Below are 12,858 nucleotides of genomic sequence, written 5' to 3'. Positions count from 1 at the left end.
TCATTTTGATTGGTTGTGTCGGATTTAGTTTGTTTGATCGTGTTAAATAATTTAAAAAACATTAAAAACCTCAATAGATATAGACTATTGAGGTTTTGTCTTAGCAAGTTTTTTTAGTTCATTTATTAATTGTTTTTGATATATTTTATTATCTTCTAAAGAAGCTCCATATTGATAAAATGTTCCATAATCAATTTGCCATACAATGAATCCATTAATTTGTAATTTTTCATGAACAATTTTATATTCAATACATATATTCGAATCTATCGGGATCTTTTTCGTGCTACTAAATCTCATTCCTTTTGGACTAACATCAATGAGTATAATTTCAATAGTATATAATCTGTCAATTGTAATTTCTGCTGTAATCTTCTCTTTGAATTGATAGCGGAATGCTTCATTTCTTTTATAATGCATTGAAAAAATCACCCTTAAAAATCCAGATTACACATACTATATCATAAAATAGGGTGAATTTGTCGAATCCTCATAGAAATGAAAAGAATATTGTTAATTCTTGTGAAAAACGTGTCTTATTTTGCGGTTTACTTTACATTAATTAAATTATTTGGGATAATCAATAGCGTTTACCAATCACTTTTTCTTGAAACCAAGCAAATATTATATAGGGGGTAACTCGGTATAATGTCACTAAATTCAGTTAAATTAATAAGTAAAATAGAGAAATTGCGCAAAGAAATGACCGATGTTGCTCTTAAAAAAGGGATAACGAGTAAAGAGTCTTTACATATAAGTCAAGAATTAGATGAATTATTAAATGATTATGAACAATATAAACAGCAAACGAACGATAAGCAAAAACACCAGGGATGACTTAATAGTTATATTTCTGATGTACGTTAATTTTTTGGAATTATTTCCGATTTGTTACTTTGTATTCTTTTTAATAAATGGCTCTATTCTGTCTAACCCTTCTTTAATTGTTTCTAAGTCATAAGCATAAGATAAACGTAAAAATCCTTCTCCGAATCGGGAAAATGCACTTCCAGGAACGAGAGCAACTTTTGCTTCTTCTACTAACTTTAAAGCAACCGTAAATGAATCTTCTTTTAAGTGACTAATGTCAACAAAGAAATAAAATCCTCCAGTCGGTAGATAAGTCACCACATTCATTTTTTTTAACCTATCGTATACATAATCCCGTCTTAGCTGATAAATCTCTTTCATTTCCATAGAATCATTTTGCCCATTTTCAATCGCTTCTAAGGCACCGTATTGACTGATAGAAGAAGCACATGAAACATTATATTGATGAACTTTTAACATTTGTTTAGTCAGCCATTCTGCTGCTAGTATGTATCCGATTCGAAAGCCTGTCATTGAATGTGATTTCGATACCCCATTTATGATAATAACTTTATCTCTAATGTTCATAAAACTTCCAATAGATACATGTGTGTCTTTATAAATTAATTCACTATAAATTTCGTCCGCTATCAAAAATACATCATGTTTATTTATTACAGACGCTATCTCTTCTAATTCTGCTTTAGATAAAGTAACCCCAGTAGGATTGGAAGGATAAGGAATAATAATAGCCTTTGTTTTATCTGTGATCATTTGTTCAATTTGTTGAGCGGTAATTTTGAATTGGTTCTCACGAGTATCAATATGTACAGGAATGCCTCCAGCTAAAGTGATTAATGGTTCATATCCTGGATAAACAGGTCCAGGAAGAATCACTTCATCACCTTCATTCAAAATGGTTCTTAATGTAACGTCAATCGCTTGGGAAGCACCGACTGTTACAATTACTTCACTCTCATAATTGTAATTTAAATGATAATTATAATTGTTAAAATCTGTGATCGCTTTTCGTAATGATAAAATGCCAGCATTCGGTGTATAAGTGGTATGGTTTTTATCTATCGCATCTTTTGTTTTCTCTTTTACGTGGTGAGGTGTCGGAAAGTCTGGTTGACCTATTGTTAAAGATAACACATCTTTTTTGTCTGCTACCATATTAAAAAATTGTCGTATACCTGAAATTTCTATATTTTTGACACGGTTATTTAGTAGTTGTTCCATAAAAATACCTCCTACATGACTTATATCTATTGAGTAGCATGGTGATAATAATATTAAAATTAAAAATCTAGCATTATTTTATCACATATGTAAAGGGGGGATGCAATTTGTTGGAACAACTGTGGAAGGAAATGTTAAGAATTAGTGACTATTTATTATTAACAATGCAAACAGAAATGTTCTTTGTTATCTACGTTTTATTAGGTTTATCACTTTTATTTTTATTATTACAACCATTTGTTAAATTTGTTATAGCCTTAGAATGGAGTGTGTTTTTGACCTATATTATGGCAGTTATTCTCATGTTCTGGTTAACCTCAGCAATGATCAACGTAGAAGATTGGCGTTATGTTCTTTACGCAATCATAATCTTCTCGATCATCCTGAGCATAAAAAGAGGGCTTAAATTAAGAACAAGCAAATACAAACCCTAACATAATCGATTTTTGAGTTGGAGGTTCTAGTAAAATTATTTAGTGAATTTGTAACCAAATGTATTGCCATTACGTAAATGAATATATAAGGAGGCGTTTGAAATGGAAATGGTAGTTGTCTTTTTTCCTTTATTATTCATTTTACTTTTGTTTATTCTAAATATTATTACTAGTATTTGGACATATCGAGATGCGATTCGTAATGGTAATAGTAAAGAGTATGCAATTTTGGCGTTAATTGGAACGCTGTTTTTTCCAGTTATAGGACTGATCGTATATTTGGTTATTAGGAGAGATTAGGTTAAACACAGGAAGTAAATCGCATTGATGCTTCCTGTGCTTACAAACTTACCATCGTTTTCTTTTGTGATAAAAAGGAGAGAGAGAAGAGGTTTGGTTAGAATAATGAGATCTTGTTGATTTTCGTTTTGGGTCGATCCAATTCAGATATTCTTGTAATATCTTTTTGGATTTAGTAAGTGAAAGGGTGGGTTTAGGGTTTCGATAGGAGTCATTTAAATGTCCTAAATGTTCTAATGAATTGATATCTTCCTTTGTAGGAGGCATATGAAAATAGTAATCGCCCACTTGTACTAATAGAACGGAATGCTGACGACTAAGTTTCGGATTATTAGAATAATGCAATCCTATCTTGTGAGCCTTTTCTTCACTGATTAACTTTTTCATCGTTTCTTTCTTTAGTTTATAAAGATACGTTGGGTCAGGTGCTGTTTTAGCGTGACGATTCACAATAAATAATGCTTGCCCTATATTTTCTAGTGTACAGTTTAGTTTTGGCATTTATTCACCTTCCATAATATTGTATTAAAAAAGTAGAAGGAATAGGGTTCCTTCTACTTTTACTTTAATTCAAAGACTTGATATCTTCAACAATTTTTTTCATATTATCTGCTTTTTCTCCGTTGTATCCTTTAATAGCATTTCCCTCAGGGGAAACTAAATAGAATGTTTTAACATGAATGACTTGATCGCTATTTTCGGGTTTTTCTACAAAAGCTTTAAAAGAGTTTTGGGCAAAGCTCTTTATTTCTTCATTTGAATAGCCGGTTAGTGCGTGCCAATTATCAAAAGTACCTCCACGTTGTTCAATGTATTCTCTTAATACTTTAGGTGAATCATTGTCAGGATCAACACTAAATGATACAAGTTCCGCATCCATGTTTTCTTCTTCTAATAATCCTTGTAAACGAGCCATATTAGCTGTCATAGGTGGGCAAATCGTTTCACAATTCGTAAAGATCATATTAGCAATCCAATATTTACCGTCTAATTCACTTTTAGAAAATTCCTCACCATCCTGATTCGTGAAAGTAAAGTCTTCTACTTCATATGAAAATTCATTCTCATTATTACTTTGGTTATTTTCCCCTAATATATTATTTCCACCACAAGCAGTTAAAATAATAATGAATGGTAATGCAATCCATACCTTTTTTAACATATATAAACACCTCATTACTTCATATTTGTTTTAAATGATAAACGGTAATTTCTGGTTTGCAGAAGAATCGGTAAGGTAGCCGGGTTGTCCCGATTCCCCTACTTACATATAATTGTAATGGAAAACTACCGACAGAATAGAAACCTTCCACATATTTTTCAGCTAGATGTGGTGTATATATATAACCTATGAATGGTAGTTGAACTTGACCTCCGTGACTATGACCAGATAATTGAATGTCGACTGGGTAGTTTTTTACTACATCCGCAAAATCAGGTTCGTGTGCCAGGAGAATAGTCAAAAAGTTCTGATCTACTTCTTGTAAGGCTTGCTTTATATCGGGTTTCCCTAATAACACATCATCAACACCTAGTATATTGATGATATCACCATTCTTATTAATCTGTCTGTGTCTATTTTGTAACAATTCAAAACCGCCTTGGTTGAAAATATCTCTAAGTATGTCTGTTCCATAACCACCATGATCATGGTTGCCATAAATCCAGTACTTTCCATCTTTAGTTTGTATTTGATCGAGTATGGTTACTAGTTTTTGAGTTACTTTATATGTTCTAGGATTATCAATTAAGTCCCCTGTAAAAACGACGATATCAGGATTTTGTTGATTAATTTTACTAACCAAATCTTCTAATTGTTGAAGTGTATAATTGAATCCTAGATGTGTATCAGAAAATTGCAGTATTTTATAATTTTCAAAAGTATTTGTTATTTTTGGTGATTCAATATTCACAGTATGAATATCTAACATATTCGGCTCTAACTCTCTTGCATAATAATAAGTACCACCACTTAGGCCGAATAAAGTTACGAAACTGCCAAAGAGTCTCTTTAAAAAAGTTCTACGTTTCATAAAATCACAATGCCCTTCCTATATTCACATATGATGACATTATAGCATGAAGTTTAACAATAAAAATATATAGTGCTGAGTTTACACAAAATATTTAATAATATGTTAAAATAGTTAAGGTGATTGTCTTCATAGCTCCTTCACCAATAGATAAAGGAGTGTCTATATGTCCAGTGTATTAAAACGAACACTTACCGATTTGACGGTAGCTGATCTCATGATACCAGCGGAAAAGGTAGCACATGTTCAAGAAGGTAATCCGATTGAACATGCCTTACTCGTTTTAGTTGAATCGGGTTATTCATCTGTACCTGTACTTGATCTAAATTATAAATTTAAAGGTACAATAGCAAAAACACCTATACTTAAAAGTATAATGGGAATTGAACGGTTTGAAATGGAAAAACTATCAGAAACAAAAGTAGAAGCTGTGATGCAAAAAGATCAACCAACATTAATGAAAGATACAGAGTTTTTAACGAGTTTAAAAATAGTAATAGATCATGCTTTTGCATGTGTAGTGGACGAAGAAGGGTATTTCCTCGGTATTTTAACCAGACGTGCTATTTTAAAGGAAGTAAACAAGTCTATGTACGCTAGTGAATAATTCTACTTGTAAAAGTAATTGATTTTTTGTTACATTAATAAAAACAAACATATTGGAGGAACTAAAAGATGAAACAAATGGATGCAAACGAGATAATATCATTTATTTCAAACAGTAAAAAATCAACCCCTGTTAAAGTATATGTAAAAGGGACTGGCTTAGCTGCAATAGAAGCTACAGATTCCATTCAAACATTTTTAAACGATACGAATGGTGTAATTTTCGGAGAATGGAAAGAAGTAAAAGCATTACTTGATACATACAGCGAAAAAATTGAGGATTATGTAGTTGAAAATGACCGTCGTAATTCTGCGATACCATTATTAGATATGAAGGACATTAATGCACGTATCGAGCCCGGTGCAATTATCCGCGAACAAGTAGAAATTGGTGATGGTGCTGTTATTATGTTTGGTGCGATGATTAATATCGGATCCGTTATTGGTGAAGGAACTATGATTGATATGAATGCATCATTAGGTGGACGCGCTACAGTAGGTAAAAACTGTCACGTTGGTGCGGGTGCTGTTTTAGCAGGCGTTATTGAGCCACCATCTGCACAACCAGTTATTATTGAAGATGGTGTTGTGATCGGTGCGAATGCGGTCGTTTTAGAAGGTGTACGAGTAGGTGAAGGAGCTGTTGTAGCAGCTGGTGCCATTGTTACAAAAGATGTACCACCAAATAAAGTAGTTGCTGGTACTCCTGCAAAAGTAATTAAAGATATCGATGATCAAACAAAATCGAAAACTGAAATTATGGAAGCATTACGCAAATTAGATAATTAATTATCAAAAACAGGCAGGATCATCGTCAATGGTCCTGTCTTCTTTATCGCTTAATTAAAGAGAGGAAGGAGTTTATAATGAACATTGAAAAGTTATTAGCTACTCGACGCCAATTACATCAAATACCTGAACTAGGATTCCAAGAATTCAAAACACAAGCTTTATTAATAAAAAAGATTGAGGAAATGGGTAGATCAAACATTGAAATAATGAAATGGAAAACAGGTCTTTTTGTTTTTGTAAAGGGAAAAAATCCAACCAAAACGATTGCATATCGATCTGATATCGACGGTTTACCAATAAAAGAAGACACAGGCTTAGAATTTCGTTCAGAACATAGTGAAAATATGCATGCATGTGGACACGATCTACATATGACGATTGCCTTAGGGGCGTTAGAGCATATAAGTGAACAACCAATTAATGATAATGTTTTATTTATTTTTCAACCGGCAGAGGAAGGGCCAGGTGGAGCAGAGCCAATGTTAGCATCTGAAACCTTTAAGAATTGGAAGGTGGATAGCATATTTGCTTTGCACATTGCCCCAGAATTACCAGTAGGTACTGTTTCAAGTCGTGAAGGATTATTATTTGCCAATACGAGTGAATTATTTTTAGACTTTACTGGAAAAGGTGGACATGCTGCATATCCACATCTAACGAAAGATATGATTGTTACCGCAAGCAGTTTTGTTACGCAGTTACAACAAATTATTTCTCGAAAAATTGACCCACTCGATAGTGGTGTGATAACCATCGGAAAAATGACTGCAGGAACTGTCCAGAATATCATTGCGGAAACAGCGCGACTTGAAGGAACCATTCGCACTTTGCAACCAGCGACAATGGAGATTATAAAAACAGAGTTAGAACATATTATACGAGGATTTGAAATAGTGTACGATTGTAAAATAGATGTTGATTACGGTGCAATGTATTATCAAGTCAGTAATCAGGGTGAATATGTCAATCGCTTCGCAGAGGTAGTTGGGAAAGAAGGAATCGAATATGTTGAAGCCAATGCTGCCATGACAGGAGAAGATTTTGGTTATTTCTTAAAAGAGATACCAGGCTTTATGTTCTGGCTTGGGGTAGATTCCCCATATGGATTACACCATAGTAAACTAAACCCTGACGAAGATGCCATTAAAGTAGGCATAAACGCCGTAACCGCCATGATCAGAGATCTGTAAATGAAAATGAACAAAAGCAGGACAATGCGATATAATTCTTGTGGTAATTATGAGATTTGAGAACTGCGTAACAACCGCTTCGGCTTGTCCGATTCCCTTTCCGCGGTTTTTTCTCCTCAGCTAACTTTTTAAGCAAAGTGCGCTTAAAAAGTTAGCTGAAGGAAAAACCCCATGGAAAGGGGAGTGGCCAAGCCGGAGCGGGTACTACACTCATATATCATGTCAAAATTTCCATCAGGTTATGTTGTATAATCCTTCTTATACGTAGCAAGTTGAAATTATATTTTAGAAATTGAAAAAACCCGAATGTACATGTAAATTTGATGTCATTCGGGTTTTTCATTTATGTTAATATTTTCATTTAGAATTATTACTTATTGACTCTTTTGAATGTTTACTTGGTGTGGGAAAGGGATTTCGATGTTATTTTGATCAAATGCCTCTTTTATGCGTTTTCGAATATCTCTTTCAGCACCCCATTGTTCCATGTTAACCGTTTTTCCAAGAATACGAAGTACAATCTCACTCGAACCAAATGCTTGTACACCAAGCACATTAGGTCCTTCAACAAAACGAGAGTCCTCTGCAAATTCATCACAAATACCTTGCAATATATTCATAGCTTGGTCAATATTATCATCATAACTTATACCAATATCAACTAGTGCACGCATATTGCCTCTGGAGTGGTTACTCACACCTGCAATTTCACGATTTGGTACAAAGTGTAACGTACCATCGAATCCACGAATTTGCGTTGTTCTTAGACCTACTTCTTCAACAATCCCGTCATAACCAGCAGCAGTTACATAATCTCCAACTTCGACCTGTTTTTCTAATAAAATGAAAAAGCCAGTCACGACATCGCTTACTAATCCCTGGGCGCCGAAACCTATTGCTAACCCTATAACACCAGCACCTGCTAGCAATGGGCCGATAGGTTGTTCAATGATACCAAAAAACATAACAATGAAAATAAAGATTAACACATAAGAAAAAACATTTAATAACAATTTCTCTAATGTCTGTATTCTTGCCTCGGATTGTTTTGCACTAGACTTTTTTAATGCAGTTTTTATTAGTTTTTTACCTATAGGGGCTATTATTAATATAGCGATAATAAGGATTGCGACTTGAATCCCGTATGTAATTACACTGTCCAAAATGTAGCCCCAATTTATTTCTAATCCATCTTCAAACATCCATCTTCCTCCTCTTTCGGTGATAGTACTATCATATTAAATACAAAAACAACTAGCAACTATTACATTAATAACCTAAGAAATAATTTGCGATACATAAAGTAGGACGACAGAGCAATTAATTCACACTAACGCAAGAAAAATGTGCCTGGAATTTATATTTGAAATCATTTCTGAAAAAAAATTAAGAAAATAAGTCGAAAAGGTGGAAATTTATTTCGGTTGCCGTTATATTTATACATACGTAAAAAAATAGGGGGTGCAAACTAGATGGAAACATTTAAAAAATTAAAAGATTTTTATTGGCCTTTTAGAAAGTATTTTTTCTATTCCGTTTTATTTGTAATGATTGTAACAAGTATTACCGTAATATACCCAATCATTTTACAAATTACAATTGATGACGTCGTAACTCCTGGCGAATATCAATTAATTCCATATCTTGCAGTTGGATTTTTATTAATTATGATTGTAAAAGGTTTCGCCAACTTCTCGCAGCAATATTTAGGCGATCTATTTGGAGTAAAATCAGTTTACACGTTACGAGATGAATTATACAAAAAATTGCAAAGGCTTTCTTTTACTTACTATGATAATGCTCGAACTGGGGATCTAATGTCGAGATTAACAATGGACGTGGAAGGATTTAGATTTTTCTTAGCTGCAGGTTTTAGAGAATTAATCAGAGTATCGTTGTTAATTATCATTAGTTTAGGTGTTATGTTTTATTATTCCGTGCCTTTGGCATTAGTTACCATGGCAGCAATGCCTTTCTTGGCAGTAGTTGTATTTCAATTTGATAGAAAAGTACACCCAGCTTTTCGTAATATCAGAAAGTCTTTAGGAAGATTAAATACACGTATTCAAGAAAATGTCAGTGGTATGAATACGGTTAAATCTTTATCTAAAGAGGATTTTGAAATCGATCGGTTCACAAGTAGTAATGCACATTATAAGGAAGTAAATATTTTCACGTCCAATATATGGGCTCGATATTTTCCTTTCATGGAATTTATCGGAAACATATGTATGGTAGCATTGTTGATATATGGAGGATACTTAGTTATTAATGGAGAACTAATGTTAGGAGAGTTAGTAGCATTCTTTAGTTTAGTCACCTATATATTAGGACCATTAATGCACTTAGGTTTTATTGTTAACCAATTTTCTCAAGCAAAAGCTTCTGGTGAGCGTTTGTTAGAAATTCTAGAAGCTCCTGAAGATATTGAAGAAGAAAAAGATCCAATTATTCCCGAACGCATTAAAGGTCATGTTGCGTTTAAGAATGTTACGTTAACGTATACGGAAGATGATGATGCGGCACTGAAGGACATTTCTTTTGATGCTCCTCCAGGGAAAGTAATTGGGCTAATTGGGCCGACTGGTGCAGGTAAAACAAGTATTACACAACTTATCACAAGGTTTTATGAACCGGAAGAGGGTGACGTGTTGGTAGACGGTAAACCTACGAGCTCCTATTCCTTGAAATGGTTACGAAGACATATTGGTTTTGTTTTACAAGAATCATTCTTATTTTCAACTACAATAAAAGAGAACATTGCTTATGGTAACCCGGAAGCTTCTATGGAAGAAATTGTTTCAGCTGCAAAACGAGCACAAGCTCATGAATTTATTATGCAGATGCCGAAAGGGTATGACACCTTATTAGGAGAGAGAGGGATGGGGTTATCGGGTGGTCAAAAACAACGTATAGCAATTGCTCGTGCTATCTTAATTGATCCTAGTATTTTAGTGTTAGATGATGCTACTTCAGCCGTAGATATGGAAACAGAATTTCGTATTCAAAAAGCATTAAAAGAAGTAATGGATGGCAGAACCACATTTATCATTGCGCACCGTATTTCTTCATTGAAACATGCAGATGAAATTTTAGTTTTAGAAGAGGGAAAAATTAAAGAACGTGGAACGCATGATGAGTTAATTAATCAGAATGGGCCATATCGAAGGATATATGATATTCAATATCAGGATAGAGACATTGTTATGCAATCAATAAAATAAGACTTCAATCCGCGGGAGATATAAACTTCTGCTGGATTAGCGAAATGTAATTAGCATCCGTTTATCCCGACTTTAACATTCTTGCTTAGGTTTGAATCTTAAAGTCGATATTAAGGACATTACAACGTGATTAAATAAAAAGGAGGGTACTACTAGTGTCAAAATCTATGACAGCAGAAGAGATGAAAAAGAATAGTCCACATTTAAAAAGATTTTATTATCCTTTAGATCAAGCGGTAGAAAAACCTTTTAACTGGAAACAAATGCTGAGACTATTATTTTATTTAAAACCCTATTCGAAGACATTAATGCCAGCAGCTATAATTGCCATGTTAATTTCGACTATGGTTCGTTTAGTTGTTCCGATCATAATAGGGGAGGTAGTAATCAATAAGGCTATTGGAAATAAAGATGTAAGTCTGTTAACTTATATGATTATCGGAATTTCGATTTTATATTTATTAAGTTACGTTGCCAACATGTATCGAATTAAATGGGTAAATATTTTAGGACAACGTGTTATTCATAATTTAAGGAAAAGTCTATTTTCACATGTACAACGACTGTCACATAACTTTTTCGACAAGCGTTCAGCTGGTTCGATCTTAGTAAGAATACTAAATGATGTAAACTCACTACAAGAGTTATTCACGAATGGTATTATTAATTTGCTTATGGATGTAGTAATGTTATCGGGTATTATCGTTATCTTATTTGTATTTAGCCCACCGTTAGCATTAGCAGTGTTAATTATTTTACCGATTATGTTTCTTATTTCTATTAAATTGAGAAGAAGAATTCGCCGTACTTGGCAGGATGTTCGTATTCAAAAATCAAGATTAAACTCTCATTTAAATGAAAGTATGCAAGGGATTCGAATTACGCAATCTTTTTCACAGGAAAAAGAAAATACGGAATTCTTTAACGGAGTAAATACGGATAATTATGAAAAAGAACGACTTGCCATGAAGAAAAGTGCTTATTTTGGACCGTTTGTTGAAATGAGCAATGCGGTTGGTACTGTGATCCTTATATCGTATGGGGCTCACTTAATCATCATTGGCCAAATTGATATTGGTACATTTGTTACTTTTGCCTTTTTTTTAGGTATGTTTTGGGAACCTATTTCAAGACTTGGTCAAATTTATAATCAATTACTTGTAGCAATGGCTTCGTCAGAAAGAATATTCGAATTTTTAGACGAACAACCAAACGTTGAAGAGAAGAAAGATGCTAAAGCATTTAAAGATATGAAAGGGAATATCGTTTTTGATAAAGTGCAGTTTTCTTATGATGAAGATCGAGTTGCTTTACATGAAATTTCCTTAGAAATGAAACAAGGCCAAACGGTTGCACTCGTTGGGCACACTGGCTCAGGTAAATCTACGATAGCTAATTTGATTAGTCGTTTCTATGACCCAACAAAAGGGGAAGTGCGAATTGATGGTCATGATTTACGAGACATGCGACTAGATAGTCTTCGTACGAATATTTCTGTTGTCTTACAAGATACTTTTATTTTCTCTGGAACGATTATGGAAAATATTCGATTTGGCAGACCAGAAGCTAGTGACGATGAAGTTATGGAGGCTGCAAAGGTTGTTGGCGCGGATGACTTTATTAAACGTCTGTCAAATGGTTATCAAACAGAAGTAGAAGAGAGAGGAAACATTCTCTCTGCTGGTGAAAGACAATTGTTATCGTTCGCTCGTGCCTTATTAGCGGATCCTAGAATCTTAATATTAGATGAAGCGACGGCAAGTATTGATACGGAAACAGAAGTTAAAATACAGAAAGCCCTGAAAAAGCTGCTTGAAGGCCGGACAGCAATTATGATTGCCCACCGTTTATCGACCATTAGAGAGTCAGATAATATCATCGTTCTAGAACATGGGAAAATATTAGAACAAGGTAACCATGATGAGTTAATGAAAAAGCAAGGGGAGTATTATGACCTTGTTAAATCTCAATTTGAAATGTTAGATGCGTTATAAAGTGAGACTACAATCAGTGGGAGTTTTTAACTCCCGCTGATTGTTAGCGAAACTTATCAGGATGTTACCGTCCGTTTATCCCCCACTTAGCTTCTCTGTCTATATTCGAATCTTTTCGTTTAGGGTTTTACGGACGGTTACGCTGTGATAATGATAAGGAAACCAGTTAACGATAAACTGGTTTCCTTTTTTAATGGATATGGTAAAATAAGATAGATTCTAATTTTTTGGAG

General features: G+C 33.8%; 14 protein-coding genes. 8 read left to right on the top strand and 6 right to left on the bottom strand.

The annotated features are described in order from the left end of the window. Nucleotides 1-84: 84 nt before the first annotated feature. The gene (locus tag BUC25_RS05760; RefSeq protein WP_073200645.1) at nt 85-420 is read right to left on the bottom strand and encodes a PilZ domain-containing protein; all 336 of its coding nucleotides are present in this window, start codon (nt 418-420) and stop codon (nt 85-87) included. 228 nt (nt 421-648) lie between these two features. On the opposite strand from BUC25_RS05760, the gene BUC25_RS05755 reads away from it, so the two are divergent. Next, the gene (locus BUC25_RS05755) at nt 649-837 is read left to right on the top strand and encodes an aspartyl-phosphate phosphatase Spo0E family protein (RefSeq protein WP_073200644.1); all 189 of its coding nucleotides are present in this window, start codon (nt 649-651) and stop codon (nt 835-837) included. A 54-nt stretch (nt 838-891) separates the two neighbouring features. Here BUC25_RS05755 and BUC25_RS05750 read toward each other — a convergent pair whose 3' ends face one another. Continuing rightward, a complete protein-coding gene (locus BUC25_RS05750) occupies nt 892-2,052 on the bottom strand; it encodes an aminotransferase A (RefSeq protein ID WP_073200642.1) in 1,161 nt (386 codons plus the stop codon). Between the two features lie 107 nt (nt 2,053-2,159). Between BUC25_RS05750 and BUC25_RS05745 the strand changes: the two genes are divergently transcribed. After that, nucleotides 2,160-2,486, top strand: a complete 327-nt coding sequence (locus BUC25_RS05745; protein ID WP_073200640.1) for a hypothetical protein — start codon at nt 2,160-2,162, stop codon at nt 2,484-2,486. 102 nt (nt 2,487-2,588) lie between these two features. Beyond that, a complete protein-coding gene (locus tag BUC25_RS05740) occupies nt 2,589-2,786 on the top strand; it encodes a PLDc N-terminal domain-containing protein (RefSeq protein ID WP_073200638.1) in 198 nt (65 codons plus the stop codon). Between the two features lie 48 nt (nt 2,787-2,834). Here BUC25_RS05740 and BUC25_RS05735 read toward each other — a convergent pair whose 3' ends face one another. The 3 genes from BUC25_RS05735 to BUC25_RS05725 all read right to left on the bottom strand — a co-directional run bounded on the left by BUC25_RS05735 (nt 2,835) and on the right by BUC25_RS05725 (nt 4,819). Continuing rightward, nucleotides 2,835-3,287, bottom strand: a complete 453-nt coding sequence (locus tag BUC25_RS05735) for a YkyB family protein (protein WP_073200636.1) — start codon at nt 3,285-3,287, stop codon at nt 2,835-2,837. Nucleotides 3,288-3,351: 64 nt separating this feature from the next. After that, a complete protein-coding gene (locus BUC25_RS05730) occupies nt 3,352-3,948 on the bottom strand; it encodes an SCO family protein (RefSeq protein ID WP_244535145.1) in 597 nt (198 codons plus the stop codon). Between the two features lie 19 nt (nt 3,949-3,967). Beyond that, a complete protein-coding gene (locus tag BUC25_RS05725) occupies nt 3,968-4,819 on the bottom strand; it encodes a metallophosphoesterase (protein ID WP_073200632.1) in 852 nt (283 codons plus the stop codon). A gap of 166 nt (nt 4,820-4,985) precedes the next feature. Between BUC25_RS05725 and cbpB the strand changes: the two genes are divergently transcribed. The 3 genes from cbpB to BUC25_RS05710 all read left to right on the top strand — a co-directional run bounded on the left by cbpB (nt 4,986) and on the right by BUC25_RS05710 (nt 7,407). After that, complete coding sequence (cbpB, locus tag BUC25_RS05720; RefSeq protein WP_073200630.1) at nt 4,986-5,426, top strand: cyclic-di-AMP-binding protein CbpB; 441 nt, start codon at nt 4,986-4,988, stop codon at nt 5,424-5,426. Nucleotides 5,427-5,494: 68 nt separating this feature from the next. Continuing rightward, on the top strand, nt 5,495-6,214 hold the full coding sequence (gene dapD / locus BUC25_RS05715; protein ID WP_073200628.1) for a 2,3,4,5-tetrahydropyridine-2,6-dicarboxylate N-acetyltransferase: 720 nt from the start codon (nt 5,495-5,497) through the stop codon (nt 6,212-6,214). A gap of 77 nt (nt 6,215-6,291) precedes the next feature. Next, nucleotides 6,292-7,407, top strand: a complete 1,116-nt coding sequence (locus BUC25_RS05710) for an N-acetyldiaminopimelate deacetylase (RefSeq protein ID WP_073200626.1) — start codon at nt 6,292-6,294, stop codon at nt 7,405-7,407. Nucleotides 7,408-7,781: 374 nt separating this feature from the next. Here BUC25_RS05710 and BUC25_RS05705 read toward each other — a convergent pair whose 3' ends face one another. Then, nucleotides 7,782-8,609: a mechanosensitive ion channel family protein gene (locus BUC25_RS05705; RefSeq protein WP_073200624.1), complete on the bottom strand. Its 828-nt coding sequence runs from the start codon at nt 8,607-8,609 to the stop codon at nt 7,782-7,784. Nucleotides 8,610-8,879: 270 nt separating this feature from the next. Here BUC25_RS05705 and BUC25_RS05700 point away from each other — a divergent pair, with 270 nt between their 5' ends. Further along, nucleotides 8,880-10,631: an ABC transporter ATP-binding protein gene (locus tag BUC25_RS05700; RefSeq protein ID WP_073200622.1), complete on the top strand. Its 1,752-nt coding sequence runs from the start codon at nt 8,880-8,882 to the stop codon at nt 10,629-10,631. A 167-nt stretch (nt 10,632-10,798) separates the two neighbouring features. Beyond that, on the top strand, nt 10,799-12,625 hold the full coding sequence (locus tag BUC25_RS05695; RefSeq protein WP_073201311.1) for an ABC transporter ATP-binding protein: 1,827 nt from the start codon (nt 10,799-10,801) through the stop codon (nt 12,623-12,625). Nucleotides 12,626-12,858: the final 233 nt, after the last annotated feature.

Origin of the sequence: Gracilibacillus kekensis (assembly GCF_900143085.1) — a bacterium.
Lineage (GTDB): Bacteria > Bacillota > Bacilli > Bacillales > Amphibacillaceae > Gracilibacillus > Gracilibacillus kekensis.
The sequence above is the reverse complement of the archived record's forward strand: the minus strand, read 5'-3'. Positions and strand labels throughout refer to the sequence as shown.

What these genes read in the sequence shown, in the direction of transcription:
- BUC25_RS05760 (WP_073200645.1), bottom strand. Translation starts at nt 420, where the DNA reads ATGCATTATAAAAGAAATGAAGCATTCCGCTATCAATTCAAAGAGAAG.
- BUC25_RS05755 (WP_073200644.1), top strand. Translation starts at nt 649, where the DNA reads ATGTCACTAAATTCAGTTAAATTAATAAGTAAAATAGAGAAATTGCGC.
- BUC25_RS05750 (WP_073200642.1), bottom strand. Translation starts at nt 2,052, where the DNA reads ATGGAACAACTACTAAATAACCGTGTCAAAAATATAGAAATTTCAGGT.
- BUC25_RS05740 (WP_073200638.1), top strand. Translation starts at nt 2,589, where the DNA reads ATGGAAATGGTAGTTGTCTTTTTTCCTTTATTATTCATTTTACTTTTG.
- BUC25_RS05735 (WP_073200636.1), bottom strand. Translation starts at nt 3,287, where the DNA reads ATGCCAAAACTAAACTGTACACTAGAAAATATAGGGCAAGCATTATTT.
- BUC25_RS05730 (WP_244535145.1), bottom strand. Translation starts at nt 3,948, where the DNA reads ATGTTAAAAAAGGTATGGATTGCATTACCATTCATTATTATTTTAACT.
- BUC25_RS05725 (WP_073200632.1), bottom strand. Translation starts at nt 4,819, where the DNA reads ATGAAACGTAGAACTTTTTTAAAGAGACTCTTTGGCAGTTTCGTAACT.
- cbpB (WP_073200630.1), top strand. Translation starts at nt 4,986, where the DNA reads ATGTCCAGTGTATTAAAACGAACACTTACCGATTTGACGGTAGCTGAT.
- dapD (WP_073200628.1), top strand. Translation starts at nt 5,495, where the DNA reads ATGAAACAAATGGATGCAAACGAGATAATATCATTTATTTCAAACAGT.
- BUC25_RS05710 (WP_073200626.1), top strand. Translation starts at nt 6,292, where the DNA reads ATGAACATTGAAAAGTTATTAGCTACTCGACGCCAATTACATCAAATA.
- BUC25_RS05705 (WP_073200624.1), bottom strand. Translation starts at nt 8,609, where the DNA reads ATGTTTGAAGATGGATTAGAAATAAATTGGGGCTACATTTTGGACAGT.
- BUC25_RS05700 (WP_073200622.1), top strand. Translation starts at nt 8,880, where the DNA reads ATGGAAACATTTAAAAAATTAAAAGATTTTTATTGGCCTTTTAGAAAG.
- BUC25_RS05695 (WP_073201311.1), top strand. Translation starts at nt 10,799, where the DNA reads ATGACAGCAGAAGAGATGAAAAAGAATAGTCCACATTTAAAAAGATTT.